Here is an 18456-nt window from a genome sequence, read left to right as displayed (position 1 = left end):
CTCAGTTTAGCATCGCATTAATTCCTAAGCTAACTGTGAGGAGGGGGAACAGTCATATAAATTTATATTTTTTGGCCGGCAGGTGTAACTTTTGAATATCTGAATCGATTAATGATCAGAAAGTAAACTATTTGTGCACACTTAGTTCATACGCTTTCAAAAACAGAGAGGAAATCATATGCACAGGGAAGAACTCAGGGATATGACAGATGACCAGCTCATGGAAATGGTCAGGGATAAAAATTTAAGACAGGCCTATGACGTGCTGGTCCTCAGGCATTACCGGGAGGCTGTGCGCTTCTGCATGAAAATGCTGGGGGATGAACAGTCCGCTCTTGATATTGTACAGGACAGCTTTGCCGATATCTATGTACAGAGAGAACGGATCTCCGTATCCGGTGCATTCAGGACATATCTGTTTGCCGTAGTGAAGCACAAGGCACTGGATGAGCTGAGAAGGAATTCCAGGCATAGGACAGAGGAACTGGATGCGGAGAAAATGGAGATGCCGGGCTGTTCCCCGCCGTCGCCGGAGGAGATTTATGTGAAAAAAGAGGAATATGCGGAACTTCTGCAGTGGATAGAAGAGCTGCCAGAGGATTACAGGCAGGCGCTTATTTTATTCTGTGTAGATGGATTGTCCTATGAGGAGATCGCGGAGGCCATGGGGAAAAATCTTCCCCAGGTCAGGATACTGCTTCACAGGGCGAGGAAAAAATTACAGAGGCAGAGGAGGGAACAGAGATGATGCAGCCGGAGAATGAATTTTTAGAAGGTATGTGGGAAAAAGCCGGGCGGAAAGAAGAGAACCTGAAACTGGCAGAGGAACTGAGCCGGATTCCCAGGCAGGAGGGAATGGATTCTTTTCTGTGGGATATGTTCTGCGGAATCGGCATCCGCCAGTTATATGCGTATATGGCAGATATTCTTTTGCTGTCCTTCAGCCTTGCTGTGATCTTTTTCTATATTGGTCTGAAAGCTGTGGGGATTGGTTCTGTTACTGCTTACGGTGTCATCTTTGCCGGGGCGCCGGTTCTCTATGCGTCCATTTTTTATCTGTCCCTGGTGAAGGAAAAGCAGAATCAGACATATGAACAGCTTATGAGCTGCAAATACACATTTTTCCACCTGATGACCGCGCGCATGTTATTCAACAGTCTGCTGGGACTTGTATTTAATATGCTGTATGCATTCATTCTGGCTGTGAGATATCAGGCAGATGTTCCCAGACTTCTGGCGGCGGCGTTCGCGTCCCTGATGATCTTTTCGTTCCTTCTGGTGCTTGGAATCGAGAGGGGGAGGAAAATAGCATGGGGGGCAGCCGTCAGCGGTGTCTGGATGGTTGGCAACCTATTATTTATGGGGCTGGCTGCCAATTGGTATCCCGTATTGCTGGAACAGATCCCGGTGGTTTTGTTTGTGGCAGCAGGTGCCGCCGCCGCGTTTATCTATATCCGTCATCTGCTGGCATTGTGCGGGCAGACGTTCAGAAAGGAGTATACAAATGCTGCAAATTGATCATGTGACAAAGAAATATCAGAATTTTACTGCGCTAAAGGATATTGATCTGGAATTGGATTACGGATTATACGGCCTCCTTGCCCCCAACGGAGCGGGGAAAACTACACTTATGAAAATGATGGCAACGCTTCTCTATCCAACGGAGGGAAGTATCCTGTGGGAGGGCAGAGAGATTCAGAAGCTGGATGACCAATACAGGGAGAAACTGGGATTTCTCCCTCAGGATTTTGGCTATTATCGGGACTATACACCGGAGAGATACCTGCGCTATATTGGCATTTTAAAGGGGATTAGAAAGGAACAGCTAAAAAAAGAGATACCCCGCCTCCTGGAACAGGTGGGACTTACAGAAGCGGCGAAAAAAAAGATGAAGAAATTTTCAGGGGGGATGATTCAGCGGGTGGGGATTGCCCAGGCCCTTTTAGGGAATCCGGAAATCCTGATCCTGGACGAACCAACCGCAGGTCTGGATCCCAAGGAGCGGGTGCGGTTTAGGAAAATCCTGACTTCCCTTTCCGGGGATAAGATCGTGATCATCTCCACACATATTGTTTCAGATGTGGAATTTATTGCAAATCATATTATCATGCTGAAGGATAAGCAGGTGTATGCCAATGACAGTGTGGAAAATCTTTGTATGACACTGGAGGGGGAGATCTTCAGCACTACAGTCAGAACAGAGGAGCTGGCGGATTTTGAGAGAAAATATCAGGTGGTATCCCAGCGACAGGAGGGAGGCAACTGCGAAATCCGTTTTATTGCGGAGAAGAAAGAAGAAGGGTGGAATTCCTGCACAGCCAGTCTGGAGGATGTATTTTTATACACCTATCGGGAATGAGGTGATAAGATGAGAGAAGAGTGGAAGCATCAGATGTGCAGTCCCCTGTTCTGGGGAATCCTCGTAGGAAGTGTTCTGGTCAATCTATGGATACTGGCCAATTTCGGAGGACAAAGGGAACTTGTCTTCAGGAGCCGGGAAGCCTGGGAACAACTGCGCCTTCCCCTGAGTGAGGATTCCGCGGAACTGTATCTGGATGCCCTGGAACCGATGGATGAAAAGGAAACAGGGGTACCTACCTTTCGCCAGATCATGGATGGAACGCTGTATATGCTGAAAGAGTTGGACAGTGAGAGCCTGGCGGAGGCCTTTTCTTCATCGTTGATGCTTGAAGGAGAGGCAAAGGAGTATGTAAAAGAAGAGTATGGAAAACTGGACAAAATTTTGGAAGAGAACAGACAGAATGGAACAGCCGCCAGCTTTTTTGTTCCCGGCAGCCGGAACTTTTTTGAACTGTTTTCCAGATGGATTCCGCTTTTTTGTACTTTGGAAGGCATACTGGCGGGGGTTCTGCTTATGATGAGAAGCGTCAGCGAGACCTTTTCCACCGGGACGGCAAATGTAGTATACGCTACGAAGGCAGGGAGGAAGATCCAGGATAGCCAAAGGAGAGCTGCCGCGTCTGTGGGGATACTGTTTGCGGTCTGCATATGGGGCGTGACATTACTGACAGCATGTGTTTTGTTCCCCTTGGGGAGTCTTTGGAAAACACCCATTGGAAGTATGATGGTGCTGGATTCCTTTTTCCCCATTATCAGCAGAATATCTTTGACTGCAGCGGGCTATATAGGAGTAGAGTTTATGATCTCCTTATTTACGGTGTTGCTGTTTTCCTATATGAGTTTCAGTCTGGTGACCAGAAATAAGAATAGTTTTGTATCTTTTGTGCAGATGGGATTGGGCTGTACGGTGATCTACACGGTGACTTCCCTGTTTCCAAAGAGCAGCAGATTTTATTTTGCCATGCAGTATAATCCTGTGGATCTGGCACGGAAGGCCGGTCACTGGATGGTGAGCGGAGGCACGTTTTTTTCCCCGCCCCATTATGAAGCGGCAGTGCTTCTTCTGTGGGGAGGAGTTGTGGGGGCAGCAGTGTATGCCGCCAGAAGAAGATTTATGGCGGAGGATCTATAGCAGAGGATTTTAGGGAGGTGAAACAATGTTATTGGAAGAAATGAGAAAAATCTGGAGCTGGAAAAAATGTCTGTGTCTGCTGGCGTTTGGAGTCCTGTATTTTCTCCTTTTTATAAGGCCGTACGTATCCATATATGAGGGCAGTTACCATCAGGCGGCGGATATTGCTGCCTCTATTGCCGATAAATACGGAGATTTTATATCCCCGGCTGAATATGAGAGGATGAAAGCGGACGCGCCCAAGAAGGGTGTCAGTGAAATTGACAGAATGATCGGGGAGAATGCCTTGTTCCAAAGTTATGGCTTTCATACATTTCAGGAATTTAATAATGCGGAGGAGAGCCTTACACGTGAGGAGGACACTGCCCTTTGGATGGAGATTTACGATGTCTTCAGCGCTAAGGAGGTGTCCGAGGAATTTACCCGGTCTATTGAGCGGAATGTGTACGACATGTATCTGGATACGTATCAGTCCGAGGCGCAGAGCGGGGCGGATGCCACCTCCTATTATGAGAATTTGGATGAGGAGCAGAGAAAACGTGTTGTCAGCCGGAATGAGAGAGAAGTTTTCGGAGTCCTGCCTCCTCTGGTGATCGGCGATAACTTTGAGGTGCTGCAGTTTTGGGCCGCGTTTGTGATCATCAGTGTGGTTTTTTTGGTCCTGCCGTATATGGTCCAGGAGAACAGAAACAGAATGACAATGCTTCAGTACAGCAGCAGAAAGGGAAGAAACTATTATCTGTATCAACTGACAGCCTGTCTGTTGTCGGCGTTTATTTTGATCGCGGCAGAGTTTTTGTTTTACATGCTGACCGCAAAACTGAACCGCGTCATAGATTTCTGGAATGCTCCGGCGGCTTCTTTTGCCAGTGGATATATCGGATGGTTTCCATGGTCTCTGGGTACCATGTCAATGATGAATGTATTGTTCTGTGCCATGACTGCTGTGGGCGCAGGGCTGATACTCTTTGCTGTGACCCGTTACTGCAGAAATTATATCACAGCCATTGCCTGGGCCCTTCCCCTGGTTATTCTGGCAGGGTGCTATGGCGCATTTCTGGCCTATCATTTTATGGAGATCACGAGATGGAAGTATCTGGTGCCTGCAGCAGCAGTTCTTGTTCTGGGAACAGGGATTTTGACAGTAGGGCTGCAGTTCATCTCAGAGAGGAGGAGAAATATCGGCTGAGAAGCCGCTAAATGTATGAACTGAGGAAATTATGTTAAAAATGGTAACTGTTAAATACACACAGCTATGAGCAAAAATTACGCGGATCTCTCAGAACAGTAAATGAGCAGATCTGCGCAATAGTTACCTGAAAATGCACGGATAGAGCAAGGAGGAACAACAGTGCTGGAAGAAAACATGATGATACAGTTCTTAAAGAAATTTGATGAATATCCCTTTCTGGTGAAGACTTCAGAAAAGGAGTTCCTGATCGGGGAGGGGAAGCCCATGTTCACAGTGAACTGCCGTAAAATGATTCCCGTGAAGGAATTGGTTACAAGCACATCCCTGGCATTGGGAGAGGCATACATGAATGATGACCTGGAGATCGAGGGGGATCTATACGAGGCGCTGGACCATTTCCTGGGACAGATGGATAAGTTTGCTATGGACCAGAAGGTGCTGAAAAAGCTCATCTTCTCCTCCACAGCAAAAAAGAACCAGCAGAAGGAAGTCAGAAGCCACTATGACATCGGAAATGATTTCTATAAACTGTGGCTGGATGAGACCATGAGCTATTCCTGCGGATATTTTCTCCATGAGGACGATACACTGTACCAGGCACAGGTCAATAAAGTAGACTATATTCTGAAAAAGCTGTATCTGAAAGAGGGAATGCGTCTTTTGGATATTGGATGCGGCTGGGGATTTCTTCTCATAGAGGCAGCTAAAAAATATAAGATCAAAGGAACAGGGATCACTCTGAGTGAGGAACAGTACAGGGAATTCCAGAACAGGATCCGAAAGGAAGGGCTGGAAGAGCTGCTAACCGTGGAACTTATGGATTACAGAGAGCTTGAGAAAAGCCATTGGGAATTTGACCGGGTTGTGAGTGTGGGGATGGCTGAACATGTGGGACGTGAAAACTATCAGTTGTTCATAAACTGCATAAATAACGTTCTGAAGCCGGGAGGCCTGCTTCTTCTGCATTTTATTAGTGAGCTGAAAGAACATCCCGGGGACCCCTGGATCAAAAAATATATCTTTCCCGGAGGTGTGGTGCCAAGTCTCAGAGAGATGGTCTCCTGTCTGGCAGAGGACAGTTTTCATGTGATGGATGTGGAAAACCTTCGGAATCACTATAACAGGACTCTTCTGTGTTGGGAGAAGAATTTCAGGGAACATACAGATGAAGTGAGAGAAATGTTTGATGAAAAATTTGTCCGCATGTGGGAATTATATCTGGCGTCCTGTGCGGCTACATTCCACAACGGGGTCATAGATATCCATCAGATACTGGCGTCGAAAGGGATCAACAATGAACTGCCGCTGGTGAGATGGTATTGACCAGTTAAAAAATAAAGAACATTTTCCATTCCGCCCGAATATGTTATAGGAGGCAAAACTGAAACATACGCGGGAGGTATGAATATGGCGGAAAGTAAGGACGGTACTGGGCGGGCATCGGTGAGAGCGCCTTTTACCTGTGATTCTAAAATGATTTTGTTTTCCGGAAGGCCCACAAGCTGGTACGAGGTGGAGATGGTTACCGGCAGGGCTGATCTGCGGGGAAATCTGGTTCCTGACAGTGATGTAAATGCCATTGGTTATAATGTGCTGGACAATTATATCTATGGTTATGACCAGACAGCGAACCAGCTTGTACGGGTGGGAAATGACGGTTGGACAGATGTTCTGACACCCAGACCCCAGGGACTGCCTGCGGATTTTTATAATGCGGGAACACTGGATCTGAACGGATATTATTATCTGTATGTATCGGGGGAGCAAAGATTCTATACTGTGGATCTAAGGCCGGGTTCTCCCTCATACTTAAAGCTGGTGGATCCGGCAGCTGGCTATGTGGAACAGACGGACGATTATGGTACAGCCCTCACCGAACCGCTGAACATAGGCGACTGGGTGTGGAGTCCCCAGGAGAATGTTTTATATGGAGTGGCAAATGACGGAACCGTATACAGAATTTATCCGGATGGGCAGGTGACAGCCCTTGACACCGCAGGACCGAATCCTGGGACGGCTTTCGGGGCAGCCGTTATGGACCAGAATGGGGTTCTATATGCAGTTTCCGGCGGGGATGGAACCATTTACCGGTATCTGATTGACCAGAACCGCGCCCAGGCAGCCAGATTTTCTTCAACCATACAGAATTCATTCCAGGACGGAACTATGTGCCCTTATGCGGCTTTGGAAGTGGATTTTGGAGATGCGCCGGATATTGGCGGCACAGCGGGCAGCGGTAATTATAATACACTGCTTACAAGTGACGGACCGCGGCATAGGATCACTGACGGTCTGACGCTGGGGCTTCAGATCACAGGAGAGACGGAAGCGCATCAAAATGCCCGGGCAGACGGGGATGACCTGGAAAAACAGATACAGGATGATGGGCTGGCCGTGCCTCCTGTCCCCCTGACAGTGACAGATACCATGTACCATGTAAACGTGGCGGTCAGAAATATTACAGGCACCGGGGCAAATCTGTACGGCTGGATCGATTTTAACAACAATGGTCTGTTTGAGGAAGATGAGGCTGTGCATCAGACTGTCCCGTCCAGCTCACAGACCCAGATGATCACCCTGGATTTTACAGTTCCGCCGTCAGTGCAGCTCCGCCCGGGACATACATTTCTCAGACTCCGGCTCACCACGGATGATCTGTCGGAAGGGACGCAGCAGGGACAGGACATCAGGAGCGTAGGCCCTGCGTCTGACGGTGAAGTGGAGGACTATATCCTGCAGATCCAAGCTCTGGCGGATCTCTCAGTGGAAAAGACGGCCGTGCCGGATGTACTGAATGAAGGAGACCAGATCATTTACACGATCCTGATCAGAAACCAGGGGCCTGATCCCGCGTTGGAAGTGCAGCTCGCAGATGATGTCCCGGAGGAAATTACACTTCCGGAATACAGCACGGATAATGGAGGAACCTGGAACCCGTGGACGGGCAGCCTGGATATAGGGGAAATGCAGTCCGGTGAAGAGCGTACAGTTCTTATCCGGGGGATTTTCAGCAGCAGCACCGCTACACAGGTGGAGAATACCGCGCGTGTTGTCACCGTATCTCAGGATGATGACCCGTATAACAATACATCTACAGTGATAACATCAGTGAACCGTTCTGCTGATCTGTCTGTTGCTAAGAGCGCGGATCCGTCCCCAGCCACCGCAGGGAAACAGGTGGAATTTGCAATAGAAGTGAGTAATCAGGGGCCTGACAATGCGTTAAATGCCACTGTGGCAGACTATATTCCGGCAGAAATAGAAAATCCCGTGATATCCTACAACGGTGGAGCTACCTGGAGTGTGTTTGACGGGCGGACCGGTGTGTTCGATCTACCGTCAGGTGAACATGTATCTTTTCTTATCAGAGGAGATCTTCAGGCGCGTGCAGCAGGCAGTTTTACCAATACGGCGGAAGTTCAGTCTGAGACGCCGGACCCGGATTCTTCCAATAATACGGATACCATTGAGGTCCTTATCAACCAGTCAGCCGATCTGGCGGTGACTAAAACACCGCTGGAGCCTGCCGTATATGAGGGGCAGAGAATCCAGTACAGTATTGAGATTGAAAACAGAGGACCTTCCGATGCGGCAAATGTGACCCTGACAGATGCAGTTCCCGCAGAGATAGCCGATGCGGAATTTTCCCTGAATGGGGGAAGTGTGTGGAATATCTGGAGCGGCTCTTATACCTGGCCTGTTTTTTCGGCAGAAAGCAGTGTGACTGTACTGCTGCGGGGGACGGCAGTACCGGGATTTACAGGGACGGTGAAGAATACGGCATCTGTGAACTCCTCTGTACCGGACCCAGATCCTGACAATAATTCATCAGAGGCTGAGGTGACAGTGGAACCGGGGGCGGACCTGACGCTGACGAAAACGGCATCTCCTGACAGGATCATAGCAGGACAGAGGGTGATATACACGATAACAGCCCAAAATCAGGGGCCGGGAAGAGCTGAAAATGTTATTATAAAGGACACAGCGTCCCCTTATCTGATGGAGGCAGAGTATTCCGTAGACAACGGAACTACCTGGCTTCCCTGGGGAGGTTCCTATGCAGTCACGTCCCTGGATGCAGGAGAAAATGTGGAAATTTTCCTAAGAGGAAGGAGCGAGCCGTCCTTTACAGGTACTCTTCACAATACAGCCTCTGTAAGCTCTGACACCCCGGACCCGGATCCTGGCAACAATACAGATGACGCGGAGGTGACTGTGGATGTGTCAGCCGACCTGTCCGTGAGGAAAACGGCAGAACCGAATCCTGCCAGACCGGGAGCCTCTGTTACCTATGAGGTTGTCGTAAAAAATTTTGGCCCTTCGGATGCCGTCCAGGTGACACTGGAGGATACCATGCCTTCGGTTTTGGTGAATCTGGAGTATTCTGTTGATGACGGTGAGAACTGGAATCTGTGGAATGGTTCATGGACAACAGAATTTCTGGCGGCAGGTACTTTTGTGAACGTGCTGCTCAGGGGATTTGTGCCTCATAATGCATCAGGACAGCTTAGAAACACTGCGGCGGTGAGCAGCAATACACAGGATCCTTATCCGGATAATAATAGGATCGAGCTTGTGACACCCATTGCGCCTATGCCGGAGCTGTTTATCACTAAGACGGCCTATCCTGACTGTGCCATACCCTGCGAGTATTTGGTTTATACCATTTTGGTGGAAAACAGCGGTTCCGCGGACGCGGAAGACGTTATGCTCACGGACTATATTCCCCGGGAACTCTGGAATCTGCAGTTTTCTATGGACGGCGGAGGAACCTGGTCGGAGTGGAAGGGGTCAGAGCTGATCGGAACCATCCGGAGAGGGGAAACCGTCACTGTGCTCATTGCAGGGATGGTCCACGCCAGAGCCTGTGGTGTCATAACTAACACAGCCTCCGTATCCGGCGCAGGTTCGGAGGAATATTACCCGGAGGACAGTGTGACCATAACCACGCCGGTTAAGTCGTGCCGCTGCTGTGAACCCGGCAGGCCTATGCCTCTTGGGAAGAGTAAAGTGTATCGGGATTTCTTCAATAACATGCCGTAAAATATGGCGTAAAAAATACAGCCGGACTGTTCTGCTTGCAGGGCAGTCCGGTATATTGTTACAGAATGTTCACATGACAGGTTGGGAAATTCTGTTATAATAGACATATCATTTTATAAGTGTCTATTATTTTCAAGGTCTATTGACATAGCCGGAGAGGAGAAACATCATGAATTTTGTCATAGAACATCTTTCAAAAGCCTTCGAGAAGAAGCAGGTATTAAAGGACATTTCATTTACCTTTGAAAGCGGAAAAATCTACGGACTGCTGGGAAGGAACGGAGCAGGAAAGACAACGCTTTTCAACTGCCTGAATCGGGATTTAAAGACGGACGGAGGAGACTTTTTTCTTCTGGAGGACGGGGAACGCAGAGAGATTGGCGCAGAGGATATCGGATATGTTCTGTCAACGCCTACGGTTCCGGAATTTCTCACAGGAAGGGAATTTCTGAAGTTTTTTATTGATATCAATGAAAAGAGCATTGCAGATAAAAAATCTGAGGATGCGTATTTTTCTATCATGAATATTGAGGAAGATGACAGGGATAAGCTTCTTAAAGACTATTCCCATGGTATGAAAAATAAGATGCAGATGCTGATCAATATTATCGCCCAGCCTGAGCTTCTCCTTCTGGATGAACCTCTGACATCCCTGGACGTGGTGGTGGCAGAGGAGATGAAGCAGCTTCTTCGCTCATTGAAGCAGGACAGGATCATTATTTTTTCTACTCATATTATGGAACTGGCCCTTGATCTGTGTGATGAGATCGTGATTCTCAACCACGGGGAGCTGGAGGTAGTGGACAAAACTGATCTGGACAACGGGGAGTTTAAAGACAAAATCATACGGGCGTTGAAGGAGGAAGGGAATGATTAGAACTTTTCGGATTTCTTTTTCGCTGAAAAATACATATCGGGTGAATACGATCCTCTATTCCCTGAAGCAGATTCCCATTGTCAAAAAGATCCTCCCGGAGAGTTTGTATAAAAGCCGGGGACTGAAGATCTTTGCCAATATACTGGCCGTGCTGTGGGAGATCACAGGAACCTTTCTGGGAAAGGCGCTGTATCTTCTTCTATTGGTAATGGTAGCAGAAGCGCTTTATAAGAGCGAAGGGGACGGAAGAATGTTTGTGCACATTCTGTTCTTCCTGAGTATTATTGGTTCCTATTTGAACACGTATATGTTCAATCCAAGCAATGATAAGTATTATGCCATGATCCTGATGCGTATGGACGCCAGGTCTTATACACTGACTAATTATGTGTATGCCCTGGGCAAGTGTATCCTGGGATTTCTGCCCTTTACAATCCTGTTTGGAATGGGAAGGGGCGTTCCTCTGTGGGGCTGCCTGCTGTTCCCGTTTTTTATCGCTGCGGTGAAGATGCTGATCGCATGGAATTATCTGATTGATTTTAAAAAGAATGGGGAGAGCAGGGACGAGAACCTTCCGGGTAAGCTGGGATGGATCTTGACGGCAGTTCTGTTGGCAGCGGCCTACGGTCTTCCTTATCTGGGGATCCTTCTGCCCATGTGGTCTGCGGCTGTGTTAATGGTGCTTTCTGTGGCGGGGGCTTGTGCGGCAGCCGTTTATATGGTAAAATTTGATGATTACCGAACACTGTATCAACAGCTTTTATCAAAATTCAGAAACGGTATGGACTATAAAGCAACCGTAAAAGCAGCGGTTGAGGATCAGAACCGGAAGCTGATCAGCCAGGACACGGGGATTACAAGCAATAAAAAGGGATTTGAATATTTTAATGAGCTTTTTATTCGCAGGCATCAGAAAATACTTTGGAAATCGGTGAAGAGGCAGGCTGTGATCTGTCTGTTCCTGTTTGCGGGATTTCTGTTTATGTTTCAGGTCAATGAGGATTTCAGAAGACAGATAAACCGTCTGCTCATGGTGTTTTTGCCTTATTTTGTGTTTATTATGTATATGATAAACCGGGGGACGAGTTTTACACAGGCTTTATTTATGAACTGTGACCACAGTATGCTCACCTATTCTTTTTATAAGAGGCCGGAATTTATTCTCAAATTGTTCCGCATCAGGCTCAGGGAGATCGTGAAGGTGAACCTTCTGCCGGCATCTGTGATCGGGATCGGTCTGCCGGTGCTTCTGTATTTCTCCGGCGGGACAGATAATCCGCTGAATTATCTCCTGCTTTTTGTGTCCGTGATGGCTATGAGCGCGTTTTTCTCGGTGCACTATCTGACCTGCTACTACCTTCTGCAGCCGTACAATGCGGGGACAGAGATTGTGGGAGGAACGTATAAGATTGTTACCTGGGTGACTTATATTGTGTGTTTTATGTTCATGAAGCTTAGGATGAGTACCCTGGTGTTCGGGACAGTGGTGACTTGTTTCTGTCTGCTCTATTGTGTGGCAGCGTGTGTTGTGGTTTATCGTGTTGCAGACAGGACATTTCGGATCAGGAATTAATTGGAGGGGCTTGAGGTGCCTAAAAGTTATTCAGAGCAGGAGCGGGAATATATCAAGACGCGATTGAAAGAAGAAGCAGCAAAATGTCTTGCCCAATACGGCGTTCGTCGCACGACAGTCGATGAGATCGTGAAGCGGGTCAATATTCCAAAAGGAACTTTCTATCTCTTTTATAAATCAAAGGAATTGCTTTTGTTTGATGTTATTCTGGAACAGCATGAGATTGTCAGTCGTGAACTGTATCAGGCCATTTCTGATGCTGCCGGCGGGGCGTTTTCAGCAGAAAAACTAACGGATGTGATTTTTGAGTTCTATAAAAAGACAGAGAAAATGCTGATTTTGAAGCTGCTTGACGTCAATGAACTGGAACTGCTTGTTCGTAAGCTGCCGCGGGAAATAGTAGAGGAGCATTTAAAGGACGATACGGATACTATTGAAAAAATGTTTACTCTGCTCCCTGTAAAAAAAGAAGCAGACATAAAGGTTATCAGCGCTGCATTCCACGCAATCTATTACGCAACGCTGCATAAAGCAGAGATCGGTGAAGAACAGTATGATGAGGCACTGCGTGCCTTGATTTATGGTATTGTAATACAGGTTATCTAAAAAGTCCGGCGGTCAGCCGGACTTAAAACAAATCACTAATTGACTATTAAGTTCAATTTAGTCATATAGTATAAGGAGGGACAAATCATATGATTCAAGTCAACAATCTTTCGTTCAGCTATACGAAGAAGCCTTTTATTTCGGACATGAGCTTTTCAGTTTCCGCGGGTGAGATCTTTGGATTTTTAGGACCGTCCGGGGCAGGTAAAAGTACACTTCAAAAAGTGTTAATAGGTATGCTGACCACTTATCAAGGTTCTGCTGTGGTAAACGGAACCCAGTGCAGGGAGCGCACAAAGGATTTTTATGAGGAGATAGGAGTGGACTTTGAGTTTTCAACCATGTATGAGAAACTGACTGCCAGAGAAAACCTGCAGTTTTTCTCATCCCTGTATGAAAAAAAGCCGCGTCCCATCGACACGCTTTTGGAGATGGTAGGACTTCAGCACGATGCGGATAAGCGTGTATCCGAATATTCAAAGGGTATGAAAGCGCGTTTGAACTTTATAAAAGCATTGCTGCATGACCCTCTTTTGCTTTGCCTTGATGAGCCGACAAGCGGACTTGACCCCACAAACAGCCGGGTGATGAAAGATATGATTTTAGCGGAAAAGGCAAAGGGGAAAACGATTCTTTTGACCACACATAATATGCAGGACGCAGCCGAGCTTTGCGACAGAGTAGCGTTTATCGTGGGTGGTAAAATATGTGCTCTTGACAGTCCGCACAATCTGATCATGTCAAAAGGTGCGGCAGAGGTGACTTATACATGGGTTGAAAATAGGGAGCACAGCGCAAGCTGCCCTCTTGACCGTTTATCTGCTGATGAACGGCTGAAAAGACTGATGGCGGAAAACCGTCTGCAATCCATTCACAGCAGTGAGCCGACTTTAAATGACATTTTTATGGATATTACAGGGAGGACATTGTTATGAGATTAGGAAGTCTGCTCTTATGGGATATACGCTTTCAGGCAAAATATGGTTTTTACTTTTTATATGCTGTTTTATCGGTAATCTATGTTATTGTTCTATTTGCCGTTCCGGAGAATTGGAAAGAGAAAACATCAGCTGTTTTGATCTTCTCAGACCCGGCGTCAATGGGCTTGTTTTTCATGGGAGCAATTGTCCTTTTGGAAAAAAATCAGCATACACCATGTGCATTTGCGGTTTCTCCTGTCCGCCCTACGGAATACATCATTGCTAAAGTCAGTTCATTGTCTGCTGTTTCACTTGTTGTTGCTGCAATATTGGCGTTAGCCGCAAGTGTGGATCGTTTACATATTGTACTGCTTGGTACAGCTATATCCAGCATTATATTTACGCTTTTAGGTATTATTACTGCAACGAGTATAATCAGTCTTAATCAGTTTGTTTTATGGACTGTGCCCATAGAGCTTGTTTGCTTTGTTCCCGCAATACTGCACTTGTTTAAAATTACTCCGGCCTGGCTTCGGTATTATCCCATCAATGTTTGTATGGAAATGGTTTCAGGCTCTGCACCTTCTGTAACAGGGATTTTTATTGTAACAGTATTGGTGGTAGTTCTATTCGTTCTTTCAAAGTATTGTGTCTTGAAAATGTGGAGCAGTACGGGAGGTGCCAAGTTATGAGAGCTGTCCGGTTGAGTTTTTTTCAAATGCTGGCTTATATGCGGAGAGATATGATGTTATTTGCCGTCTGTCCTGCGCCAATTCTCGTAGGATTTCTGTTTCGGTTTGCCATACCTATTTTGGAAGCTGCTTTGACGGAACGGTTGCATATGCCGGCCATCATCTCACCCTACTATGCATTGATGGATATATTCTTTGCTATGCTGTCACCGGCTATGTTTTGCTTTGTTTCGGCCATGGTATCTTTGGAGGAGGCCGACGAAAAAACAGCGGCCTATCTATTCGTTACGCCTTTAGGGAGAAACGGCTATCTGGCAGCTAGGTTTTGCATTCCTTCTGCTGCCGCCTTTCTTATAACGCTGGCCTTGCTGCCTGTTTTTAAGCTGACTTCTCTTTCTCCGGCTGACATTTTATTGCTGGCGGCAGGAGGAGCATTGCAGGGCATTATCATCTCATTGTTGATTTTAACGTTTTCATCAAATAAACTGGAGGGCATGGCAGTCACAAAATTGTCTACACTTATGATTTTGGGTGCAGTTATCCCGTTTTTTGTAAAACACAACATACAATATGTGGTTTCTCCATTGCCCTCCTTTTGGATTGGAAAGGCAATCCTTGAAAATATGTTGATTTATATGCTGCCTGCATTTGTTTTGTCAGCTGTCTGGATCTGCTTTTTGTTAAAGCGGTATCTGCGGAAAATATAGAGAGACCGGATTCTTTTTTGAATATGACATATAGATGTCGTGTTCGGATGCTATACTTGTAATGTAGACACGGCAGATAGAAAAGGCCGTAAGACAACTGTCAGGATAGAGACACAGTTCAGGAGGAAAAGCAATGAAATATGATTGGAGAAAACAGGAAAAGGGACTGTACAGTCCAGGGGAAAAGCCGGCCGCAGTCAATGTTCCGGCACAGAAATACATTATGATAAGCGGAAAAGGAAATCCAAACCATGAGGATTTTTCAAACCGTGTAGGTGCCCTTTATTCCCTGGCATACAGTATAAAAATGAGGTATAAGGCAGAGCATAAAGAGATGTGTCAGAAGGATACGGATATGGAGGAGTTTTCCGTGTATCCCCTGGAGGGAGTTTGGGATATGGAGGAAGAGGCCGGGGCACAAGCCCATGTGCTGGAGGATAAGGAACATTTGATCTACACGATCATGATACGGCAGCCGGACTGTATCACAGAGGAGATGTATGAGGCGGCTCTTGCAGCGGTGAAAAAGAAAAAGCCTGATCCTCTTCTGGATGAAATCACCTACACTGCCTGGGAAGACGGCTTGTGCGTACAGATACTTCACACAGGTCTGTTTGATGATGAGCCGGAATCTTTTAGAAAGATGGATCTTTTTCTGAAAGAGAATCATTTGATACGAAAGGGACATACCCACAGGGAGATCTATTTAAAAGATATGAGCCGTACAGCACCGGAGAAAATGAAAACAATCCTGCGGTACATGGTGTCTGAAGGACAGAAGAAGTTATAAAAAATTAAAACCGTCTCATTGCATATTTGACTGTAAACAGGTATCCTTAGAGCATAAAGGAGCTTCTTGTATAATTCAAATATAAGGAATTCCGAGAAAGAAGGTTGAGAAAAAAATACCTCAGAGTAAAATAAGATTACTGACTTTGGACGGTTAGTAAAAAATCTTATTAAACAGTGAGGTACTTGAAATGAATTATAACACACAGAACGCAAAAATTGCATCTATTACGGAAAAGACTTTAATCGTTGGTATTGATGTGGGAAGTGAAACCCATTATGCAAGAGCTTTCGGCTGGCGCAATTATGAGTACTCAAAGAAACCGTTTGCCTTCAGCAACGATGAAGCTGGATTTTCCTCATTCAAAGACTGGATGGACGATATAGCAGAGAAACATGGGATGGAAGCTGTGATTCCGGGAATGGAACCAACCGGTCACTACTGGCTGAACCTTGGAGCGTACCTGCAGGAACAGGGAATGAAGCCGGTACATGTGAATCCGCATCATGTCAAGAAGTCTAAAGAACTGGATGACAATAATCCGAGTAAGAATGACCGTAAAGATCCAAAAACAATTGCAGGTCTGGTAAATGAAGGAAGATTTTCATATCCATATATTCCAACCGGGATTTATGCAGAAATTAGAAATTTGTCCAACCTTCGTATTCAGACACAGGAAGAGATTACAAGAATCAAAAACAGGATCGCCCGCTGGTTCAGCATCTATTTTCCAGAGATCAAAGACGTTTACAGGAATCCGGATGCAGTAAGCGGACTGATGGTAATCAAACAGGCACCATTGCCCTGCGATATCAAAGAGCTTGGCGTGGATGGTGTTAATAAGATATGGAGAGATGCAAGGCTGAAAGGCGCTGGGATAAAGAGGGCAACGACCCTGGTAACCGCAGCGGAGCACAGCATCGGAAATACGGAAGCACCAAGAAGTGCCAGGAAAGAGATCCGAAACCTGTTGAATGACTACGAAATATATAAGAATCGTATGGATGAACTTATGGAAGAGATAGAGGAAACACTTTCTGAGATTGCCTATATAGATAAGCTGATGGAGATCAATGGGATTGGAATAAAAACGGTAAGCTGCTTTATTGCAGAGGTTGGAGACATTGGACGTTTTGATAATCCAAAGCAGGTGCAGAAACTGGCAGGATATGCTATTGTCGCAGACAGCTCCGGAAAGCATAATGGAGAAAGTCGTATCAGCCACAGGGGAAGAAAGCGTTTGAGATATGCGCTGTATGAAGCTGCGATATCGGTGATTGGGAAAAATAAAGAATTTAAAGAGATCCATTGTTATTACAGGACGAGGGAAAAGAATCCCCTGAAGAAGATGCAGTCGGTGATAGCGGTGGCATGTAAACTGATCCGGATATTTTATACAATACTAACAAAAGGCATAGAGTATGACGGTCAGAAGATGTTAAGTGACATTGTAAGACCTAAAATGCAGCCAGCAGCATAAAGAGAAAGAAACAGTGAATCATGGCCGGTCTGAGCCTTTGAAAGGAAAGAATGGAAGGCTGAGGCCAGCCATGATAGCTGGAAGAAACAAGTAAATGGAATGTAACAGGAAAACGTCCACCGAGAGGTGCTGTTGCAGGAAAAAGTCAGTAATAAAAAAACAAAGAATGGAGCCAGTAGTCGGCAGGAATATTCACCAGAGGGCATGACCCTGTAAAGGAGCTGAGCTGACACCCTGGTTATGGACAGGCGGGACGAGAGAAGTTAGGACTCAGCAATGGTCTGATGATCCTGGTAGACATGGGAGGTTCGCTGCCGTAGATGGATGGGTACACACAAGGCCATGTAGAACGAAAAGAGAAGACGTTTTATTTTGTGCACCCAAAATCCACTACTTTCGTACCAGATACAGAGAAATGTCCATTCCAATGGTTCTTTCTTCTGAGATATTTATTGATGAAACATTAAAAAATCCTTGATTTTCAAGGAAAAAAGACTTGACTATATAGGGAGGTGTCAGTAATGGCAAATGAGGACAAGAAGGATTTTAACGCCATGCTTCATAAAGACACGGATATGCCCAAGATACAGATCGTGACTGATGAAAAGACGATTCGGAAATACGGGGGCAGCAGGATGTACTTTGCCCCGCCCCTGTACTACGATGAGGTTATGAAACGAATACCGGAGGGGCGTCTGACCACAGTGGGGGAGATACGCAGTTATTTTGCACAGAGAAACCATGCTGATTTTACAGACCCTATTACGGCGGGCATTTTTGTATCCATAGCAGCCTGGGCCAGTTATCAGAGAACCAAAGACAACACACCCTATTGGCGTACACTGAAGGCAGGAGGGGAATTAAATCCAAAATACCCCGGTGGCGTGGAGGCACAGAAAGAAAAGCTGGAGGCGGAAGGACATATCATTGGGCAGAAGGGCAGAACAAATATAAAATATTATGTCAGGGATTTTGAAAAAGTGTTGTTTCCTCTGGAATGAAAGCAGGAAAGCTTTTGTGACGAATCTCTCACTTAAAAGTCACCGGAATGTAAGCGGCAGGTTCTATTATATAGGTTAAGAA

At 46.2% G+C, this 18456-nt stretch carries 16 protein-coding genes; all 16 read left to right on the top strand.

Translation table 11 applies throughout. The annotated features are described in order from the left end of the window. The first annotated feature begins 178 nt into the window (after nt 1–178). The 16 genes from BLCOC_RS21715 (at nt 179) to BLCOC_RS21640 (ending at nt 18374) form a co-directional block, all read left to right on the top strand. Nucleotides 179–748: an RNA polymerase sigma factor gene (locus BLCOC_RS21715; RefSeq protein ID WP_018594568.1), complete on the top strand. Its 570-nt coding sequence runs from the start codon at nt 179–181 to the stop codon at nt 746–748. Beyond that, entirely contained in the window at nt 745–1518 is a 774-nt protein-coding gene (locus tag BLCOC_RS21710; protein WP_115623351.1) for a hypothetical protein, read from the top strand. Before BLCOC_RS21715 ends, BLCOC_RS21710 begins: the two co-directional genes overlap by 4 nt. Continuing rightward, nucleotides 1505–2359 carry an ABC transporter ATP-binding protein gene (locus tag BLCOC_RS21705; RefSeq protein WP_115623350.1) on the top strand — a complete coding sequence of 285 codons (855 nt, stop codon included), beginning with the start codon at nt 1505–1507 and terminating at the stop codon, nt 2357–2359. The genes BLCOC_RS21710 and BLCOC_RS21705 overlap by 14 nt, the downstream gene beginning before the upstream one ends. 9 nt (nt 2360–2368) lie before the next feature. Then, a complete protein-coding gene (locus BLCOC_RS21700) occupies nt 2369–3493 on the top strand; it encodes a hypothetical protein (RefSeq protein WP_115623349.1) in 1125 nt (374 codons plus the stop codon). A 25-nt stretch (nt 3494–3518) separates the two neighbouring features. After that, nucleotides 3519–4682: a hypothetical protein gene (locus tag BLCOC_RS21695; RefSeq protein WP_115623348.1), complete on the top strand. Its 1164-nt coding sequence runs from the start codon at nt 3519–3521 to the stop codon at nt 4680–4682. Nucleotides 4683–4862: 180 nt separating this feature from the next. Beyond that, complete coding sequence (locus BLCOC_RS21690) at nt 4863–6008, top strand: class I SAM-dependent methyltransferase (protein WP_425458172.1); 1146 nt, start codon at nt 4863–4865, stop codon at nt 6006–6008. Nucleotides 6009–6092: 84 nt separating this feature from the next. Next, nucleotides 6093–9728, top strand: coding sequence for a DUF11 domain-containing protein (locus BLCOC_RS21685; RefSeq protein ID WP_165907334.1), 3636 nt, complete (start codon nt 6093–6095; stop codon nt 9726–9728). A 169-nt stretch (nt 9729–9897) separates the two neighbouring features. Beyond that, nucleotides 9898–10605 carry an ATP-binding cassette domain-containing protein gene (locus tag BLCOC_RS21680; RefSeq protein ID WP_018594561.1) on the top strand — a complete coding sequence of 236 codons (708 nt, stop codon included), beginning with the start codon at nt 9898–9900 and terminating at the stop codon, nt 10603–10605. Beyond that, nucleotides 10598–12178, top strand: coding sequence for a hypothetical protein (locus BLCOC_RS21675; protein WP_115623346.1), 1581 nt, complete (start codon nt 10598–10600; stop codon nt 12176–12178). Before BLCOC_RS21680 ends, BLCOC_RS21675 begins: the two co-directional genes overlap by 8 nt. A 15-nt stretch (nt 12179–12193) precedes the next feature. Beyond that, the gene (locus BLCOC_RS21670) at nt 12194–12784 is read left to right on the top strand and encodes a TetR/AcrR family transcriptional regulator (protein ID WP_115623345.1); all 591 of its coding nucleotides are present in this window, start codon (nt 12194–12196) and stop codon (nt 12782–12784) included. Between the two features lie 89 nt (nt 12785–12873). Next, entirely contained in the window at nt 12874–13719 is an 846-nt protein-coding gene (locus BLCOC_RS21665) for an ABC transporter ATP-binding protein (RefSeq protein WP_115623344.1), read from the top strand. Then, nucleotides 13716–14396: a fluoroquinolone export ABC transporter permease subunit gene (locus BLCOC_RS21660; protein WP_115623343.1), complete on the top strand. Its 681-nt coding sequence runs from the start codon at nt 13716–13718 to the stop codon at nt 14394–14396. The genes BLCOC_RS21665 and BLCOC_RS21660 overlap by 4 nt, the downstream gene beginning before the upstream one ends. Then, nucleotides 14393–15103: an ABC transporter permease gene (locus BLCOC_RS21655; RefSeq protein ID WP_115623342.1), complete on the top strand. Its 711-nt coding sequence runs from the start codon at nt 14393–14395 to the stop codon at nt 15101–15103. The genes BLCOC_RS21660 and BLCOC_RS21655 overlap by 4 nt, the downstream gene beginning before the upstream one ends. A 133-nt stretch (nt 15104–15236) precedes the next feature. Next, the gene (locus BLCOC_RS21650) at nt 15237–15893 is read left to right on the top strand and encodes a GyrI-like domain-containing protein (RefSeq protein ID WP_029467991.1); all 657 of its coding nucleotides are present in this window, start codon (nt 15237–15239) and stop codon (nt 15891–15893) included. A gap of 190 nt (nt 15894–16083) precedes the next feature. After that, a complete protein-coding gene (locus tag BLCOC_RS21645; RefSeq protein ID WP_115623341.1) occupies nt 16084–17373 on the top strand; it encodes an IS110 family RNA-guided transposase in 1290 nt (429 codons plus the stop codon). Nucleotides 17374–17894: 521 nt separating this feature from the next. Beyond that, entirely contained in the window at nt 17895–18374 is a 480-nt protein-coding gene (locus BLCOC_RS21640) for an MGMT family protein (protein WP_029467992.1), read from the top strand. The last annotated feature ends 82 nt before the right edge of the window (nt 18375–18456 follow it).

This window comes from Blautia coccoides, from assembly GCF_034355335.1.
In the GTDB taxonomy this organism is placed as follows: domain Bacteria; phylum Bacillota; class Clostridia; order Lachnospirales; family Lachnospiraceae; genus Blautia; species Blautia producta.
The sequence above is the reverse complement of the archived record's forward strand: the minus strand, read 5'-3'. Positions and strand labels throughout refer to the sequence as shown.

Coding starts and splice junctions, on each gene's coding strand:
- BLCOC_RS21645 (WP_115623341.1), top strand. CDS start 16,084: ATGAATTATAACACACAGAACGCAAAAATTGCATCTATTACGGAAAAG.
- BLCOC_RS21685 (WP_165907334.1), top strand. CDS start 6,093: ATGGCGGAAAGTAAGGACGGTACTGGGCGGGCATCGGTGAGAGCGCCT.
- BLCOC_RS21715 (WP_018594568.1), top strand. CDS start 179: ATGCACAGGGAAGAACTCAGGGATATGACAGATGACCAGCTCATGGAA.
- BLCOC_RS21690 (WP_425458172.1), top strand. CDS start 4,863: ATGATACAGTTCTTAAAGAAATTTGATGAATATCCCTTTCTGGTGAAG.
- BLCOC_RS21660 (WP_115623343.1), top strand. CDS start 13,716: ATGAGATTAGGAAGTCTGCTCTTATGGGATATACGCTTTCAGGCAAAA.
- BLCOC_RS21705 (WP_115623350.1), top strand. CDS start 1,505: ATGCTGCAAATTGATCATGTGACAAAGAAATATCAGAATTTTACTGCG.
- BLCOC_RS21680 (WP_018594561.1), top strand. CDS start 9,898: ATGAATTTTGTCATAGAACATCTTTCAAAAGCCTTCGAGAAGAAGCAG.
- BLCOC_RS21695 (WP_115623348.1), top strand. CDS start 3,519: ATGTTATTGGAAGAAATGAGAAAAATCTGGAGCTGGAAAAAATGTCTG.
- BLCOC_RS21700 (WP_115623349.1), top strand. CDS start 2,369: ATGAGAGAAGAGTGGAAGCATCAGATGTGCAGTCCCCTGTTCTGGGGA.
- BLCOC_RS21710 (WP_115623351.1), top strand. CDS start 745: ATGATGCAGCCGGAGAATGAATTTTTAGAAGGTATGTGGGAAAAAGCC.
- BLCOC_RS21650 (WP_029467991.1), top strand. CDS start 15,237: ATGAAATATGATTGGAGAAAACAGGAAAAGGGACTGTACAGTCCAGGG.
- BLCOC_RS21640 (WP_029467992.1), top strand. CDS start 17,895: ATGGCAAATGAGGACAAGAAGGATTTTAACGCCATGCTTCATAAAGAC.
- BLCOC_RS21665 (WP_115623344.1), top strand. CDS start 12,874: ATGATTCAAGTCAACAATCTTTCGTTCAGCTATACGAAGAAGCCTTTT.
- BLCOC_RS21675 (WP_115623346.1), top strand. CDS start 10,598: ATGATTAGAACTTTTCGGATTTCTTTTTCGCTGAAAAATACATATCGG.
- BLCOC_RS21655 (WP_115623342.1), top strand. CDS start 14,393: ATGAGAGCTGTCCGGTTGAGTTTTTTTCAAATGCTGGCTTATATGCGG.